This window comes from Dyadobacter psychrotolerans (assembly GCF_004349265.1).
Lineage (GTDB): Bacteria > Bacteroidota > Bacteroidia > Cytophagales > Spirosomataceae > Dyadobacter > Dyadobacter psychrotolerans.
The window spans coordinates 375,337-392,574 of sequence record NZ_SMFL01000002.1; the positions used below are offsets into that span (position 1 = coordinate 375,337).

Annotated in this window: 10 protein-coding genes; 7 read left to right on the forward strand and 3 right to left on the reverse strand. The window is 43.8% G+C overall.

Features of this window, described 5'->3' with window-relative positions:
* Positions 1-2: 2 nt before the first annotated feature.
* The 6 genes from E0F88_RS05385 to E0F88_RS05410 all read left to right on the forward strand — a co-directional run bounded on the left by E0F88_RS05385 (position 3) and on the right by E0F88_RS05410 (position 11,084).
* The gene (locus tag E0F88_RS05385; protein ID WP_374756309.1) at positions 3-1,055 is read left to right on the forward strand and encodes a glycoside hydrolase family 43 protein; all 1,053 of its coding nucleotides are present in this window, start codon (positions 3-5) and stop codon (positions 1,053-1,055) included.
* Between the two features lie 75 nt (positions 1,056-1,130).
* The gene (locus E0F88_RS05390; protein ID WP_131957139.1) at positions 1,131-2,822 is read left to right on the forward strand and encodes a glycoside hydrolase family 43 protein; all 1,692 of its coding nucleotides are present in this window, start codon (positions 1,131-1,133) and stop codon (positions 2,820-2,822) included.
* Positions 2,823-2,869: 47 nt separating this feature from the next.
* Positions 2,870-4,795 carry an alpha/beta hydrolase-fold protein gene (locus E0F88_RS05395; RefSeq protein ID WP_131957140.1) on the forward strand — a complete coding sequence of 642 codons (1,926 nt, stop codon included), beginning with the start codon at positions 2,870-2,872 and terminating at the stop codon, positions 4,793-4,795.
* A gap of 148 nt (positions 4,796-4,943) precedes the next feature.
* A complete protein-coding gene (locus E0F88_RS05400; RefSeq protein WP_131957141.1) occupies positions 4,944-6,029 on the forward strand; it encodes an endo-1,4-beta-xylanase in 1,086 nt (361 codons plus the stop codon).
* Between the two features lie 186 nt (positions 6,030-6,215).
* Positions 6,216-8,888 (forward strand): sialate O-acetylesterase, encoded by a 2,673-nt coding sequence (locus E0F88_RS05405; RefSeq protein WP_131957142.1) that lies wholly within the window; start codon positions 6,216-6,218, stop codon positions 8,886-8,888.
* Positions 8,889-8,960: 72 nt separating this feature from the next.
* Complete coding sequence (locus tag E0F88_RS05410; RefSeq protein ID WP_131957143.1) at positions 8,961-11,084, forward strand: alpha-glucuronidase family glycosyl hydrolase; 2,124 nt, start codon at positions 8,961-8,963, stop codon at positions 11,082-11,084.
* Positions 11,085-11,214: 130 nt separating this feature from the next.
* On the opposite strand, the gene E0F88_RS05415 is transcribed toward E0F88_RS05410, so the two are convergent.
* The 3 genes from E0F88_RS05415 to E0F88_RS05425 form a co-directional block, all read right to left on the reverse strand.
* Positions 11,215-12,627: a serine hydrolase domain-containing protein gene (locus E0F88_RS05415; RefSeq protein ID WP_131957652.1), complete on the reverse strand. Its 1,413-nt coding sequence runs from the start codon at positions 12,625-12,627 to the stop codon at positions 11,215-11,217.
* Between the two features lie 140 nt (positions 12,628-12,767).
* On the reverse strand, positions 12,768-14,843 hold the full coding sequence (locus E0F88_RS05420) for a c-type cytochrome (RefSeq protein WP_131957145.1): 2,076 nt from the start codon (positions 14,841-14,843) through the stop codon (positions 12,768-12,770).
* Positions 14,844-15,641: 798 nt separating this feature from the next.
* The gene (locus tag E0F88_RS05425; RefSeq protein ID WP_131957147.1) at positions 15,642-16,169 is read right to left on the reverse strand and encodes a DUF5655 domain-containing protein; all 528 of its coding nucleotides are present in this window, start codon (positions 16,167-16,169) and stop codon (positions 15,642-15,644) included.
* Between the two features lie 423 nt (positions 16,170-16,592).
* Between E0F88_RS05425 and E0F88_RS05430 the strand changes: the two genes are divergently transcribed.
* The gene (locus E0F88_RS05430; RefSeq protein WP_131957148.1) at positions 16,593-17,189 is read left to right on the forward strand and encodes a TlpA family protein disulfide reductase; all 597 of its coding nucleotides are present in this window, start codon (positions 16,593-16,595) and stop codon (positions 17,187-17,189) included.
* Positions 17,190-17,238 lie beyond the last annotated feature (49 nt).

The window sequence follows — 17,238 nt, forward strand, 5'->3', positions numbered from 1 at the left end:
TGATGATTCAAATTAATAATTGCTTTGCAGCTGCACTTTCGCTTATTGTTGCTGTTTCCGGCCAGTCGGCAGCTCAGAAAACACCGGGAAAAATTGGCCCGTTGGTAACTGATTTATACACGGCCGATCCGTCAGCACATGTTTTCAATGGGAAAATCTACATTTACCCATCACATGACGTTGAGGCAGACGTGCCGCAGGACGATGAAGGGGGGCATTTTCAAATGCGGGATTACCATGTTTACTCCCTGGACAAAATCGGCGGAAAAGTCACCGACCATGGTGTGGCGCTTGATGTGAAGGACGTACCGTGGGCAGATAAACAAATGTGGGCTCCTGATGCAGCTTACAAAAACGGTACTTATCTTCTATATTTTCCTGCCAAAGATAAAGAAGGTATTTTCCGTATCGGAGTAGCTACCAGCAAGTCTCCAACCGGGCCATTCAAGGCTGAGCCCAAGCCTATTGCAGGTAGTTACAGCATTGACCCAGCCGTTTTTACTGACACTGACGGGAAAGCATACATGTATCTTGGAGGCATTTGGGGCGGTCAGCTGCAACGCTGGCATACAGGTACCTATAAAAAAGCACTGATGACCGATCTGGGAAAAGGCCATGAAAATGAGCCTGCATTAGGTGCGAAGGTGGCTGTTATGAAGGACAATATGTTATCGTTTGGTGAGCCTTTAAGAGACGTACAAATTCTGGATGAAAACGGAAAGCCACTTCTTGCGTCAGACACAAACAGGCGTTTTTTCGAGGGAGCTTGGATGCATAAATACAATGGCAAATACTATTTCTCGTATTCAACAGGTGACACCCACCTTCTTTGTTATGCAGAAGGAAATTCGCCCTATGGGCCATTCACTTACAAAGGCGTGATCATGAATCCGGTCGAAGGCTGGACTACGCATCACTCTATTGTTGAAGTAAAAGGAAAGTGGTATTTATTTTATCATGATTCGGAGCTCTCCGGAAAAACACATCTTCGCAATGTGAAAGTAAGAGAACTGATCAGAGACAGCAGCGGAAATATTACGACGATAAACCCCTGACAAAAATAAACACAATCAAGCATAGTATCACTGGAGTTTGTCGTCTCTTTCAGTTAGTAAATATTTATTAAATTAATGAAAATCAGACACTTTAAAGCTATCTTATATTTATCCGTCGGATTATTTACGGGTCAGTGTGCGTTGGCTCAAACCACTACACTAGTCAATCCGATCCTGACAGGTTTTTACCCCGACCCAAGTGTGGTACAGGTAGGTGCTGAGTATTATCTTGTCAATTCTACATTTTCCTATTTTCCGGGAATTCCGGTGTTTCACAGCAAAGACCTTAAAAACTGGAAACAGATCGGTAACGTAATCAGCCGGCCTTCTCAGATGGATTTTATGGGAGAAAAATTAACCCGTGGGCTTTTCGCGCCAGCGATCAGCTACCACAACGGAACATATTACGTAACTTGTACCGACATTGATCATGATGGAAATTTTGTAGTTACTGCAAAGGACCCTGCCGGCCCGTGGAGCAATCCGGTGCGTGTCCCTCAGGTTCACGGCATAGATCCGTCCCTTTACTTTGATGATGATAAGAAAGCGTATATTGTTTATAACAGCGATGCTCCTGAAAGAAAACCGCTGTATTCCGGACACAGAACCATCCGAATTTACGAAATTGATCCGGTTAAGTTAAAAGTTATCGGTGAAGAGAAACAGCTGGTCAACGGGGGTGTCGATTTGAGTAAAAAGCCGGTTTGGATTGAAGCACCGCATATCATGAAAAGAAATGGCTGGTATTACCTCTATGCGGCTGAGGGAGGAACTTCGGTTAATCATACAGAAGTAGTTTTTCGTAGCAAATCTGTTTGGGGGCCTTACCTGCCTTATGAAAATAACCCGATTCTGACGCAAAAAGGTTTACCAGACAACCGCAAAGATCCGATCACATCCGCTGGTCATGCCCAGTTCGTGAATGGTCCTGATGGGAAGACATATGCTATTTTTCTTGCTGTAAGACCCTACGAAGGGAATTTCTACAACACAGGCCGGGAAACCTTTATCGCACCCGTGGAATGGAAAGACGACTGGCCGATTATTAATCCGTCAAGCAGGGAAATTAAGTATGATTATTTGGTAAAGTATAAGGAAGTAAAGCAAAAGGATGCGCTTCCGCAAGCGGGTAATTTCGAATATACGCTCACATTTGAAAAAACATTGGATCCTGCATTGCTTTTTATGAGAACGATCGATAGCAGTTCCTTCTCGCTTTCGAAGCTAAGCGGCCTGACGATGAAGTTGAAACCGGAAACAATCCTGGAAATGGGCAATCCTTCATTTATTGGCAAACGCCAGCAGCATCTGTACTGCACAACGGAAGTGGAAATTGCTTTTTCTGCGAAATCCGAGCATGAAAAAGCAGGTCTGACCATTTTTCAGGATGAATCTCACTTTTATTTTATTGGTAAATCAGTTGAAAAGGGCAAGCCTGTCATTCAGCTTTATAAAAGCGGAGCTAATAAAAAGAGCATGGAATTGCTAAGCCAGGTGCCCTTAGCAGATGCTTCAAAACCCGTTAAGCTACGTATTACAGCGAACGGAGACATGTATAGTTTTTACTTTTCAACAGCCAGTAGTTGGGAATTGATAAAAGATAAGGTCGATGCAAAATTTTTGAGCACGCAGGTTGCCGGAGGTTTTATTGGTTGTATGTTTGGTATGTATGCCACCTCCTCAGGTGAGCAGACTAGTAATTCGGCTTCATTTAAATATCTGAAATACAGTAGTAAGGATCCGATGTTCAAAGCGGTGGCCAAATAGTATTGATCTAACCGTATTCTGTTTATACGCCCAATATTTTGATAGTTATGAGAACAATTGTGTCAATTGCCATAAGCCTGCTCATGCTTGCATCAGTAAGCATGGCGCAACGGATGCTGAAAGAAATGCCCAAAGGTTATGACGTGGTACTGCCAGGAGTTGCAGCGGGCAAAATTGATACGGTCCGGTATCAGTCCGGGACTGTCGGCAGCACCCGCAAGGCTTTGATCTATACACCGCCTGGATTTTCTAAAAAGAAAAAATATCCTGTACTCTATCTTTTGCATGGCATTGGCGGAGATGAAAAAGAGTGGCTAAAAGGCGGAAATCCGCAGCTGATCCTGGACAATCTTTATGCGGAAAGAAAAATTGAACCTATGATTGTCGTTATGCCAAACGGAAGGGCTATGAAGGACGACCGTGCTACCGGTAATATCATGGCGCAAGATAAAGTCGCTGCATTTGCCACCTTCGAGCAGGACTTGCTTTTAGATTTGATTCCCTTCATCGAAAGCAAATACCCGGTTTTTAAAGATCGGGAACAACGCGCTATTGCCGGACTATCCATGGGAGGTGGCCAATCGCTGAACATTGGCTTGGGTAATTTGGATCAGTTTGCCTGGGTCGGTGGGTTTTCATCTGCACCGAACACGAAAATGCCTGGCGAGCTCATGCCCGATCCTGAGGACGCCAGAAAGAAGCTGAAACTCCTGTTTATTTCCTGTGGCGACAACGACAGGCTGATTACGTTCAGCAAGCGTACGCATGATTACATGTTCGAACATTCGGTTCCGCATGTGTACTACATCGAGCCCGGAGTTCATGATTTTAAGGTCTGGAAAAACGGGCTGTATATGTTTTCTCAGTTTTTATTCAAACCGGTTGACAACGCTTCTCTGTCGAAATACACCATGCTGGGTACGCGTGCTGAAACCAATATACGCTCGGCACAATATCCGCAGATTTTGCCAGACAACCGCGTTGTTTTTAGATTGAAAGCTCCTCAGGCACAAAAGGTTCAGATTGATTTAGGTAAAAAATATGAAATGGCGAAAGATACCGGTGGTTACTGGTCTGTCACAACCGATTCAATCGGCAAAGGTTTTCACTATTATTCACTTTTAGTTGATGACCTTGCCGTGGTGGATCCTGCAAGTGAAACTTTTTACGGAATGGGCAGAATGGCCAGCGGTATCGAGATTCCATACCGGAATGGCGGTTACTATGCGCAAAAAGATGTTGCTCATGGGGATATGCGTATTAAAAAGTATCAGTCAAATACCATGGGAAACTGGCGTGAAATGTATGTGTATACACCGCCTGGTTATGATAAATCCGCCGAAAAATACCCTGTTCTATACCTGCTGCACGGCGGTGGTGAAGATCAGAGAGGATGGGCAAACCAGGGCAAAACAAACCTGATCCTGGACAATCTGATCGCAGAAGAAAAAGCCAAACCGATGGTTATCGTTATGCTGGATGGAAATATGGGAGGTTCCGGTGGCATCGCCGGTTTTAATGAAAATGTATTAAAATCATTTGAAAACGAATTGAAACAAAGCGCAATTCCATTTGTGGAGAACAATTTCCGTGTAGAAACGGATGCCAAAAACAGAGCACTTGCAGGATTGTCGATGGGTGGGCTACAAACATTGTATGCGGGGATAAAAAATACAGGAATGTTTTCATCGCTCGGAGTATTCAGTTCAGGCTGGTTTTCCAATAATACGGCACTTACAGAACCGCAATATGCATTTATGAAAACCAACGCTGAGAAGATTAATAGTAATCTCAAAAACTTTTGGATCTCAATGGGTGGGCAGGAAGATATTGCTTATAACAATTGCAAAATTATGCGTGCGAAATTTGATGAACTGGGAGTGAAATACACCTACAGCGAATATCCTGGAGGGCATAGCTGGCCGGTGTGGAGGCATGATCTGTTTCAGTTTTCACAGCTTTTGTTTAAGTAGCGTATGGCTATCGGCCGTCAGCTTTCGGCTGTTGAAAGTTCAGTTGCTAATTGTCCGCAGTTTCTTATCTGCATCAATGTGACTGCCGACCGCCTGAGCGGCCCCGCCGATAGCGAATATTATCTCATTTTTTCAATCAATATAAGTCATGGTAAAATATTCAGGATTATTATTTTGGGTTAAAGGGGCAGTCATTGTGGCGGCATTGTTCTCTCCGGATAACCTTTTTGCACAGAAAACACTTAAAGAGGCTTACAAAGATTATTTTCCAATCGGCGTAGCAGTCGCTCCCAGAAATTTGTCGGGTGCCGAGTCAGAGCTGATCAAACAACAGTTCAGTAGCATTACTCCGGAAAACGCAATGAAAATGGGACCTATCCATCCTGAAAAAAACCGCTACAATTGGAAGGATGCGGATGCAATTGTTGATTTCGGGGTCAGGAACGGCATCCGGGTAAGAGGTCATACACTCTGCTGGCATAGCCAGACCCCTCGCTGGTTTTTTACGGACTCCGTGGGAACGCCGGTAACACGCGAAGAGCTGCTTGCCCGTCTGAAACAACACATTACGGAGGTAATGACAAGATACAAAGGTAAAATATACGCCTGGGATGTGGTGAACGAAGCAGTGCCGGATACAGGCAAAAGTATTTACCGCGAATCGAAATTTTATCAGATCATAGGAGAGGATTATATTCAAAAAGCTTTTGAATATGCCCATGCTGCCGATCCTGAAGCAAAGCTTTTTTACAATGATTATAACACGGAAAGCGCTGTTAAGAGGGAAAAAATATATCAGTTAGTTAAAAAATTAAAGGACAAAAATGTGCCAATTGATGGTGTCGGTTTGCAGGCACATTGGTCTATCTATGAACCAACGCAGGCGGAGCTGGAAAAGTCCATTACGCAATTTGCCGGTTTGGGACTTGCGGTTCAGATTACAGAGCTGGACGTTTCGGTTTATCCCAAAGAGCATGAACGCAGAGAAAAGAAAGAAACAGACAGAGGCGAATTCACCGCTGAAATGCAGCAGAAGCAGTCAGCCCACTACAAAATGCTGTTTGATACTTTCAGAAAATACAAAGCCACCGTTACCGGGGTTACATTCTGGAATGTATCTGACAAATCGAGCTGGCTGGATAATTTTCCAATAGCCGGCCGCAAAGATTATCCGCTTCTGTTTGATCAGAATTACCAACCCAAAAAGGCTTATGCCGGTGTGGTGAATTTTTAGAAGTTTGATGGTAGGAGGTTTTTTGAATTTGAAGTGAGGGCTGTGGTAATCAAATGTAGTCAAGTGTTCTCAGGTGGAGTCCTGTTAAGGGGATGCCTGCGGGCTTTAATTTATTAGTATATTCATTTTTTATATAAAGGCAATCGATACGGTTATTAGCGATTGGTCACTTTCCCCAGCTAGTCGATGAACGTTTTTAGGTTAGTATTTTTACTTTTTTTTCTGTCCGGTGATCTTTTGGCCAACATCCGCCTTCCACAGCTGATTGGTGATGATATGGTGTTACAGCGTGATCAGCCGGTTACGATCTGGGGATGGGCCACTCCAAAAGAAAAGGTGACAGTGACACTTAAAAACAAAAGCTTCAGTACAGTGACCGCTTCAGGTGGTAAATGGAAAATATTACTGCCTTCGCAACCTGCAGGCACGGGCTTTGAGTTGGTTTTGAAGGGGGAAAACCTGATCCGGATTAGAAATATAGCATTCGGTGACGTGTGGCTTTGCAGTGGACAAAGCAATATGGTCATCAATATGGAGCGGGTTAAAGAACGTTTTGCTGGCGATATCGATTCTGCAAACTATGCTGACATCCGTAATTTCTTTATTCCCACTGTGACTGACCTGAACGGACCAAGACAAGACTTGCCTAATAGCGAATGGAAAGCTGTTAATCCGAAAAATGTGCTTGCCATGGGAGCTGTGAGCTATTTTTTTGCAAAAGATCTTTACAAACAATATCAGGTTCCCATTGGAATAATCAACAGTTCGGTAGGAGGCACGCCGATCGAAGCATGGATCAGTGAAGGGGGTTACAAGGATTTTAATGATATTCAAAAAACCATTATCCAAAACAAAGACACGACTTACGTCAACACGCTTGGCCGCAGCTTTTCAAATGGCGGAAGAAAACACTCTGTGAACATTGATTTAGGACAGGCTCAACATTGGGAAAGCAATGATTACCAGCCAAAAGGCTGGCGAAATTTTAACGTTCCAGGTTATTGGGAGGATCAGGGACTTAAAGATCTGAATGGCGTTGTCTGGTTTCGCCGGGACGTCGAAGTTCCTGAAAGCTGGGTGGGAAAGCCGGTTAAACTATATATGGGCCGCATCATAGATGCAGATGAAATGTATGTCAATGGCAAAAAGATAGGCAATACCACTTATCAGTATCCGCCCCGCCGCTATGAACTTCCTCCCGGTCTTCTGAAAGCAGGTAAAAATACATTTGTAATCAGGGTTACAAATCAGATGGGAAAAGGCGGATTTGTACCGGATAAGCCCTATTTTATGACTGCCGGTGATCAGCATGTTGATTTGAAAGGAACCTGGCAGTACAAGGTCGGTCGGGTTTATCAGTCGGTAAATACCGCCGAAGTGGTGAGCGCACCGTTAATAGCTCAAAATCAGCCTGCGGCGTTGTACAACGCGATGATTGCTCCTGTTTTACCAATGAAACTAAAAGGTTTGGTGTGGTATCAGGGTGAATCCAATGTCAACAACGCAGGTGATTATACGAAGCTGATGCCGGCTCTGATTAGTGACTGGCGCAGACTTTGGTTGGATGAGAGCCTTCCGTTCCTGGTTGTGCAGCTGCCTAATTTTCAGGATATCGACTACACCCCCGCAGAAAGCAGTCTGGCAGTACTCAGGGAGGGGCAGAATAATGCACTACACCTTAAGACTACGTCCGTGACAGTAACACTTGATCTGGGTGAATGGAACGATATCCATCCTCTGAACAAAAAAGATATAGGTAAAAGGCTGGCGCTGGCAGCCAGAAATATTGCATATAATGACAAAGATGTCGTTCATAGCGGACCAAGGCTTAAATCAAAAACTATCTCCGGTAATAAAATTTTGCTCACTTTCGACGATGTGGCTGGTGGTATAAGATCAAGTGACGGAGAAGATCTGCGTTGGTTTGCTGTGGCAGACTACGACAAACATTTTGTTTGGGCAAAAGCTAAAATTTTAGGTAAAGATCAGATTGAATTGTCCGGTGAGTCGGTAAAGACTCCTAAGTATGTACGTTACGGTTGGCAGGACAACCCCGAGGGGATTAATTTTTACAACTCACAGGGCTTACCGGCATCCCCCTTCCGTACAGATGGAGAAATTCTGGATGAATCAAAACCTTGGAAAGGCAAAAAGGCTGCGGTTGTATTAACATACGACGATGCGCTGAATGTACATCTTGATAATGTCATACCGGCTTTGGATTCTCTGAGTTTGAAAGGTACCTTTTACCTGACAGCTTCATCGGACGCAGCCCGCAACCGGATCAGAGACTGGCGAAAGGCCGCTGCCAACGGGCATGAACTGGGTAATCACACCTTGTATCATCCCTGTGATGCAAGCGGCCCGGGCATGAGCTGGGTAAAACCGGAATATGATCTGAGCAAGTACAGTCTTGGAAGAATTCAGGATGAAATCAAAATGTGTAATGCATTTTTGAAATCAATCGACGGACTTGACGGCAAACGCACATTTGCCTTTACCTGCGGCCATAAGAAAGTGATCGAAGGTGAGTTCATTCCAACGATGTCGGCGGATTTCCTGGCAGCAAGAGCAGTAAGACACGAGATGCATTCTTTTGACGAACAGAAATTGCTCGACATGGACTGCTATTCGATGGTCGGGCAGACCGGACAGCAAATGATTGAGCTTGTGAAAGAGGCACAAAAAAGTGGAAAACTGCTTGTTTTTCTTTTTCACGGTGTCGGTGGAGAGCATGCATTGAACGTTTCCAGTCAGGCGCACAGCGAGTTGCTGCACTATTTGAAAGAACAGCAGGACGACCTTTATATCGATACCATGCTTAATGTAGCGGAGCATATCCGTAATGTAAAAAAATAATTCATGCCTGATATTTATCGTTGCTGACTAATTCAGTCGGTCGAAAATTGAGGACACAATTCAATATGCACAATGACAACGAAAATCCTTTTATTTTTTAGCTTTCTCCTGACCGGCCCGGCATTATTTGCTGCCGATCCGTTACCCGCAGACGGGGATGACGGCTACCGGCTTTGGCTTAAATATGAACCTGTGATAAATGCATCTGTCAAAGCAGAGTATCTCCGGTTTACAGCCTTTGTTGGCAATGCATCAAAAGGTGAGATAGTAAAAAGCGCAGCCGTTGAGCTTAAAACTGGATTAAAAAATCTTTTGGGTAAAAGTGTTTCTGTTACCAATTCATTTGGAAATAAAACCGGTGGAATCGTCTTAAGGCTCGACGCAAGCAATGATCAGCAGGACGAGGGTTACCACATTGCGCTAGCAGGTGGAAATATTGTGGTCAGCTCAAAATCAGAAAGCGGTATTTTGTATGGAACATTTGCCCTTTTAAGACACATGCAGATGCAGCTTCCGATTGAAAATCTGAAGGTAGCAAGCAGTCCAAAAGTGCGTTACCGTATGCTGAACCACTGGGACAATGTGGATGGAACTGTCGAGCGGGGCTACGCTGGTTCTTCCCTTTGGAAATGGTATGAGCTGCCCGAAGTGATTGATCCAAGATATCAGGACTATGCCCGTGCAAATGCTTCGCTGGGAATCAACGGAACGGTGCTGAACAATGTAAATGCCAGCGCACGTTTCATGTCACAGGAATATATCGTCAAAGTTGCAGCAATTGCCGATGTTATGCGAAAATATGGCATCAAAACGTACCTGTCGGTATACTTTGCTGCTCCGAAAACACTGGGTGGACTATCTACTTCAGACCCGCTGGATCCTCAGGTGCGCGCCTGGTGGAAAGAAAAGGTAGCTCAGATCTACAAAGAAATTCCTGATTTTGGCGGTTTTCTGGTTAAGGCCAATTCAGAAGGAGAACCCGGCCCGCAGGATTACGGCCGCACCCATGCGGAGGGTGCCAACATGCTGGCAGAAGCCTTTAAACCCTATGAGGGCATTGTAATCTGGCGTGCTTTTGTCTACAAGGCTGACCCGAGAGCAGACCGTTTTAAGGCAGCTTATGAAGAGTTTGTTCCCCTGGATGGAAAGTTTGATCCGAAAGTGATTGTACAGGTAAAAAATGGCCCGATTGATTTTCAGCCGCGAGAGCCGTTCTCGCCCTTGTTTGGTAATATGCCTAAAACGCCGCTTGGAGTCGAATTTCAAATAACCCAGGAGTATCTGGGATTTGCAGCACATGCTGTTTATGAAGCGCCGATCTTTAAAGAATGTCTTAACTCAGATACTTATGTAAATGGTCAGGGATCGAGTGTAGCCAGGGTTGTCGATGGAAGTCTGCACGGTTATTCGCGTACACTTATGGCGGGTGTGGCCAACACGGGAAGCGACCGAAACTGGACAGGACATCCGCTGGCCCAGGCCAACTGGTATGCATTCGGCAGGTTAAGCTGGGATCATGAGCTTAGCTCTGAGCAGATTGCCCGGGAGTGGACAGCGCTTACTCTGACCCGCAATCAGAAAGCAGCGGAAAGTATCGTACTGCTGATGTTACGATCCCGGGAAATTTATGTTGACTACAATACGCCGCTTGGACTTTCACGGCCCTGGATGGGTGTTCACTTCGCTCCTGAGCCTTGGCAAAACAAAGGTTCAAGGCCAGACTGGACAGCGGTATATTACCACCGGGCAGATTCTTCCGGATTAGGATTTGACCGTACAGCCTCGGGAAGCAATGCGCTGGCTCAGTACCAGCCTCAGGTGCAGAAGCAGTGGAATAATCCTGACAAAACACCATTGCCATATCTGTTGTGGTTTCATCATGTTCGCTGGGATGAAAAGCTAAGCACAGGGAGAACGCTTTGGGAGGAATTATGTACGCGCTTTTATACCGGCGCTGATTCCGTTTCGTGGATGCGGCAGCAGTGGGACATGGCAAAGGGCAGTCTTGATGAGCAAATATATGCCAGTGTTGCCCAAAGGCTGGAAGTTCAGCACAGGGAGGCCATCTGGTGGCGGGATGCCTGGGTTCTGTATTTGCAGACTTTTGCCAGGCAAACTGTCCCAGCAGGATTTGAACCTCCCAGGCAGACTTTGGAAGAAGTAAAAAAATCAGTGAATGTGTATCTGATCCGGTAGTAGTAGATACATATTTGAATTGTTGGCGAACCGGGAAATTTAAAATTTCGAATTGAATCTATTTTAATAAACTCATTGCTTAGGCACCTCTATTTTTGACCATTCAAATATTTAATCTGATATGCAGCATCTATACTCTGGAAGATTTGTTTTGCAGAACGGCTTTATTATAGGCTTTAATAGCCTCCTTTCTTTTTCCTAACTTTTCATAAGCCCTTCCCTCGTAAAAATACCCATTTGTGTAAGAGGGAAATTCCTTTGTTGACAGTTGAAAAATGGCAGCAGCCTCGGCATACTTTCCCAGTATCAATAACCTTTCACCAAGATGTTCAAGCGATGAGCTGCTGTAATTATATTTGTTCGGATGGTTTAACTTCAAATCTCTATAAATTTCGATAGCACTGTCTGATGTGCTTTCTCTGATCAAATTGTATAACGTATCGGTAAGAAGTTTACCTGGCTTATCCCAGGTTCCTATCCGGAATATTTTCATTGCCTGTGAGAAAAGATCATAGGATGATTGATTTGCGCAATTAGAAAGCAGAATAATACATTTTCTTTCTGATGTTATTCTGAAGATATTTGAACGAAATGCACGTATGGCCCCGCTATGTTCCATTGTCTCGACAGTATCATTCACAGATATTACAAGTCGGGCATGCTCCCATCCAAAACCGTAACTATATTCCGGATCAACCTTGAAGAGTGCTGATAGGTAGGATCGTAAGTAATTGTTTGATAGCAACTTGTTGGTGTAAAGCGTGCGATCCCACAGGTATAGATCATAGGCGGTTGAATAAATGCTGGCGAAGCCAACTGTATTTGGGACGTATATGTAGGGCTCGTTTACATAAGTGCCGGCGAGCCGATAATATCCTGTAGCCTTATTCGAATCTGGCAAAATGTGATCTTCCAAGCCGGAGTGAACCATATCTGCGGGTGTCAGAATATTTTCCTTTATCACGGCTGAAAGTGGTTTTCCTGTAACCTTTTCTATGATTTGGCCCAAAATAAAGTAGCCGGAATTATTGTACTTAAATTTAGTCCCGGGTTCAAACTCCAGGTCCCGGCTACAAAATTGTTTCAGGATGTAAGATGGCTCGTAACAAAGTCTCAAAGAGTCATTCCAGACATTTGGAAAAGCAGTATAATTCGGTATTCCTGAGGTATGGGCCAAAAGTTGTTCGATTGTAACTTTACAGCCGATATCTTTTCGGTATAGAGGAAGGTAGTCACTTATTTTTCCAGTCAGGCTTACGTGCCCTTTTTCAACAAGCTGCATGATGAGCATTGCTGTAAATTGCTTTTCAAGTGAACCAAGCCTGAAGACCGTAGCGGGCTTATTTGGAATCTTATGCTCCTGATTTGAGAAACCGAATGATTGCTGATAGACAATCCCGCTATCATCGGCAATCAGCGCAGTTCCATCAAAAAGACCGTTTTTATGGTATGCAGTAAAAAGCGAATCAAACCTCTGCGAAAGTTGCGCGTAGGAAATATTAGTGAGAAATAATAAACTAATAAATGTCGTTTTTGCTGCCATCGCCAGTCGATTGGGATAAATGGACGAATATCATATTCAGAAATGTGGCTGGCGGTCACCAGGTTTTAGTTGTGCAGCCATCATCAAAAAGTTTACTCTGACAAATTGGTACATTTATACTTTACCAACGAGCGGCTACATTATTTCTTTTTCTTACTATCCTGCCCAAATTCAACAGGGTAACCTCGCTGTGCCCATACCAGAATTCCTTCATCGAGAATTGCGGTATGCTTATAGCCAAAACGTCTTAATGTGTTAACTACTTTGGAAGATGCCGCATGAGGACAGGCACAGTAGACAACAATCATGGTGCTGTCGTTGGGTATGTCTTTGATGAATTTGTCGGGTTCTTCATAGTAAGGCACAGGAACGGCTCCCGGAATATGCGTCTGATGCCATGCCGCCTTAGAACGGGCGTCGAGAATTACTATCCGTGCATTTTCTTGTAATGCTTTTCTTACCTGAACCGCAGATACATACAGGTTTTCCCGCAAGGCAAATTTCGGTGCTTTTCTTGTTGGGTTCAATACGTAATCTTTTGGCAACGGCTCTTTTATTGTAACCGCTTCGGGAGCATTCCAGCCCGAAGCCCTGCTTCTGAGAAAGGCTGTAAGCGCATTAATTTCAACTTTGCTCAGGTTGTCTTTAAATGCTGGCATAGGCGTATTGTTCCTTCCTTCTGTTATTGTATAACGCAGGAACTCATCACTAGCCGTAGCCAGTAACATCGGATTCCCCAGGGCGGGAGCGTTTAAACCTTCTCCTTCCGCACCGTGGCAGGATGCACAATGTTTTACGTACAATCCTTTTCCAAGTACAACATTGCCACTTACCGGGTTTGCTGACATTTCGATCGGCTTTTTGACGCCACTTTTCTCATGCAGCCATTTTAGTAATAGTTCAATTTCATCGTAACTAAGCGGACCGCCCTGACTCTTTCCGTAAGGCGCCATGGCAGTACCTGGCCGTCCGTAAGAAATAGTGTGTTCGAGATAATTATAACTTGATTTTGGTTTTAACGTAGTTGCCATCAATGCATGGGAACGTAGTGAAGGTGCGTTATCTGCGGTATAACCTTCGCGGTCTTTGCCATGGCACAACGCGCAGTACTTTGCATAAATACGTGAAGCATGATTCAATGAAGCACTGTTAAGTTTCGTGTCTTCTTTGAAATCGTATATTTTGGCCAGCGCAGCCTGCTCTTTCGACTCCTGAATGAAGTCAAGCTGGACACCATAAGCATGTTCTTTAAATACGGTCAGACGTTTGTTGGCCATGTCGGCAAGCATGGCTTTTGCCGGTAGTTTTTTTTTCAGAAAGTCGCGGGTGTCTTTCAGATTCTTCACTTCAAAGCGCATCGCATACACACCCGGTCCACGTTTTTTTAAGAACCTGCTGTATGCATCACCGGAAGATTTTGGGGCGGTTAACTGTAATTCCTGCTTATGTGCCACTTTAAAGCGGGCAAGAGTGTCGCTGGCTTCCAGTTCTCTAAATCCAATTTTTTTGAATTTCTTACGTGCAGGTTCCAAGGCCTCCACCACAATCAGCAGGGACGTTATTCCTACTACGCCGTTAGGATTGCTGTCGTAATATTTGCGCCACCCGGCCGGGCTCCAATCTTCCTTCAGATCTGTATAAGGATAGCCCACATACTCCGTGAAATTAGGAAGATACGGGGGCGGATTAATCGTATCAAATTCGACACTGCGCCATTGCGCGCCTCCGTCGTCAAAGCTCCATCCCTTTGGTTTCTTTTTCGCAGTCCGGCCCGACATAATAGAATCTGTTGCTAATTCCTTTGATTTGAGCCACCGGAATGTTGTGTCAGTTGAGGAAGTTGATATCGAATAAAGGCGGGCACCTTGATTATTCTTACGCAAAGACGTGATAAAAGAATCTTTCACCGCTACCTTCCCTGTATCGTTTACCGCAAGAAGCTCGAGGTACGACTGATCCGGAAAATTAACCAAGGTGCTGAGCGTACCCCTGTAAAGACCCGGTTCGAAATTTTCAGCTTTTGGCATAGCGAATCCAAGCACAGTGGCATAATAATTCCGGGCACTGTCCAAGCTTTTTACTACGAGTGTTACGCCGTTTATCCCAAATCCTGAACCGAGCAATTGATTATTATCAATGTCTTTGTTCTGCTTTGAGGTGCATGATAAAATAAATCCAAAAAGAATAACTGATGCTGCCGGAATATTTACTTTCATGCGAAGATTTTTATCGATTTAATTCAGGTATCAATTATTTGCCAATGAGCCTCTTAACTTAACAAGATATGGATGATTTTGGTCAAATTCTTACCGTTAAATAAATGATAAAAAGCAGTTTGATACTGGCTTTGCGATCCGAGGTCGCCCATGTTTGGTGATATGCCTAAAACACCCCCTAAGATCGAATTTTAAATAACGCGGGGGTATCGGGGCTGTGCAACATATTATGCTGCTTACGAAGCGCCAATCTTTAAGGAAGGTCTTAATTCAGACAGTTATGTAACAACTATTCCGACAGGATTCGAGCCTCCGAAGCAGACTTTGTAAAAAGTAAAGAAGTTATTTATATAGTGTATCTGATACGGTAGATGCTAATAATCCGGTTCCTTTCCTAACACTTGTAAGTTTAAGACATACTTACAATAGTGCCCTGCCCGTCAAACTTGTAAATTTTACCGCAACGAAGTCCGGTGGAAGTAATTTGTTAAACTGGTCATACAACCACCGAAAATAATAATTCGGGGTTTGAAATTGAAAGTAGCATTGATGTCATAAAGTTTGAAAAGATCGGCTTTACGAATGGTAAAGGAGAGTCGAAGAATCTTGAACCTATCAGTTTATGGATGAGAACCTGCTTTTAGTAAGTTACAATCGATTAAAGCAGATTGATGTTGATGGGAAATCCGCCTATTCATGTGTCGTGCAAGCAAGCTCATCAGTCATTTATACTTTATCCAAACCCGGCGAAAAGAGCTCTCGATTATCCGACCCACTACAGAAAGTTCTGATTGTTCGCTAAACGGATTCCTCATAAGCTTCGCGTAACCAATCAAATACGACGGAGTCAACGTCTTCGGCGGTAAACAGCTGAACCCTGTGTGTACACATGGCTCCGAATGGGCCGGAATTTTCCAGCCTTCCGTCAAACGCTTTATTCTTAAATTTCAACCCAAGATCGACTCTGTTTTTTGTCGCTGGTTTGATCAATGCAAACTGTTTTTTCCTTACAACACTTACGCTATCCTTCTTGGGAGCAACCGTAATGTCATCACCAAAAGTCGTGATTTGGTGTATAAGTAATTCATATACGGGAATTAAGTTTTCTTTGCCCTTATACTGATTTTTAACCAGATATTCTTCCTGGTAAGACGCAGCATCTGATTTATTATACTTATGGGCAATGGTGTTGGCAAAACCGTAGGAAACGCTATGATCCTTTTGCAGGAAGTCGATTATCTCTTTATGCTTTCGTGCCGCAGAGGCATCAATTATTTCCAGCCATGTCTCCAGGGATTTGCCGGTATTTTCAAATAAACCTGTCATACTTTAAACCAGTTTAAATATTGGAAATGATATATTAGCTCAATGTTCTTTGCAATAAATTTAAAACATAAAACTGTACTGTTCAAGCAGCAGGTTGTAGGCATGAAGCAAATAAGGATTGTTACAAACCATGGTTAGCTAAGTAAATCTCATCCTAATTTTGGTCTGTTTGCAGTAGTTGAAATTTGCTTCAGATCCGTCAATACCTATTATAATTTCGTATCACTCCGGAGGTGACAATATAATTACCAAGCTCGTGTAGAATTTTTGTAGTAAAAATGTGCGAATTTTGCTAGTTAAATATGATGACAGATCGAAATTTTATCTGTTTTTTTGTAGTATATAATATTTTTCTGCTACATGCCAGGGTGCTTTCTAAAACATCCGGATACGGAACGAAATGTAGACGCCTTTATCTAAATAGTGAAAAAAAAACTGACAATGTTGTGGCTGCTGATGTTATTCTCGGCAGTAATAACGCTTTTCTGGTATAATTCATGGGTATATCTGTTGCCCACGCCTGTTCCAGCTAACTACAAACATGTTGCAGTGGGGAGTAAGCTTTTGGTGCACGGGATACCGGAAAGCGCTGATAAAAAGCCACGATTCCTTCACTTCTTTAATCCGGAGTGCCCTTGTTCGAAATTTAATATCAATCATTTCAGGTCTCTTGTGCGTATGTATGGTAAGCAGGTCGATTTTGCCGTTGTGGTGATGAGCGAGAAAAAGTTTAGCGCACAACAGATAAAGGATCGACTGGGGCTGGATTTACCGGTCATTTTTGATGCAGGTATTGCCAGCGAATGTGGAGTTTATTCGACGCCTCAGGCTGTTTTGATCAACTCAAAGGACAAGCTTTTCTACCGTGGCAACTATAACAAAAGTCGTTACTGCACAGACGAGCGTACAAATTACGCAAAAATTGCGCTTGCAGGACTGCTCGGAAATTCTCCTGATATGGCATTCGACGATGAGGCGTTGAGATCCTACGGATGTAGTCTGCCGTATTGTAAGAAATAAGCAGATTGTCTTACAAGGCAATTGAAAATATATTTACTCCAAAAAACTT